The sequence below is a fragment of the Aurantimonas manganoxydans SI85-9A1 genome (genome assembly GCF_000153465.1).
Classification (GTDB): domain Bacteria; phylum Pseudomonadota; class Alphaproteobacteria; order Rhizobiales; family Rhizobiaceae; genus Aurantimonas; species Aurantimonas manganoxydans.
Window position 1 is genome coordinate 1 of the sequence record NZ_AAPJ01000033.1, and the last position, 1029, is coordinate 1029.

Annotated in this window: 1 protein-coding gene and 1 pseudogene; both read right to left on the reverse strand. The window is 67.5% G+C overall.

Annotated elements, in window-relative coordinates; genetic code table 11:
* Positions 1-94, reverse strand: a pseudogene (locus SI859A1_RS22415) (phosphoribosylpyrophosphate synthetase); the annotation flags it as partial.
* A 165-nt stretch (positions 95-259) separates the two neighbouring features.
* A partial coding sequence (locus tag SI859A1_RS21125) for an ATP-binding cassette domain-containing protein (RefSeq protein WP_009207889.1) occupies positions 260-1029 on the reverse strand: 770 nt, incomplete at its 5' end.

The following is a 1029-nucleotide window of genomic DNA, read 5'->3' on the forward strand; positions in this document are numbered from 1 at the left end:
AGCGCCGGACCATGGCCTCCCCGAGTGGCAATTCCAGATAGCGTCCGATGGATTGAGCGAGGACGCGGTTGGAGTTGCCGCTGAAGAGTTTCATCGCGTTCTTTCCGATAGCGGGTACCGGTCGGGACGGCTTGGCTATGCCGCTACGGTGGGCCATTCCGTCGCCTCCGGTTCGATGCAGGGGCTCATAGCAACATCGCGCGAAACTTCAACCCGCCGCCTTTCGCAATGCGGGATAAGTTCGGGGCATCGAGGAGGCTCAGCCGGTGCCGGTTGCGACCTGCGCCGCTTCCTGCAGCGTGCGGTCGGCGACGGCTGCGAGCGTCGACAGGCCGATGGCAGCCCACGGGTCCGCGGCGGCACCGGGAACGCTCTCCTGTCCCTGAATGCGCCGGACACGGCGGTCGCTCGCATCGAGCACGTCCCAGACATAGACGAGGGTGGTGGAGGACCCGTCGTTGAACGCCGAGAAATAGCCCTTCAGCCGGACGCTCGACGGTGCTTCGGCCGCTGGGCGGATCCTGACACCCTTGGCTGCAGCGCTTTCCGACAGGGCGCGCGCCAGAAGCACTGCCTTTTCCTCGGGCGCGCCGACAAGCGGCAGAAACTGCACTTCGCCGGACAGGAGCCGCGTGCGGCTGTGGGCCGATCCGCCGCGAATGTCGAAACGGTCGATGACGTCGGCTGCAAAGGCGCGCGCCGTCGATTGCCGGACGAAGCCACCCTTGGAAAAGGGTACGTCGCGCACACGTTCGAGAATGGCGTTCTCCCATATCGCCAGTTCGCCGATGGCGCCTTCGGTGTTGCGGTCCTCGGGGATGCGGCCGACACCGCGGCGCACGAGGTCGCGCGGCGACAGCGTGGAGGTCTCCTCGCCCAGCACGGACAGGCCGCCGGCATCCGGCGCGACGAGCCCGGAGACCAGATGGGCGAGCGTCGCCTGGCCGTTGCCGGAGACGCCGATGATACCCAGCGTCTCGCGCTCGCGCAGGTGAAAGCTGACGTCGGAGAGCCGCCGGGTGCCACCCA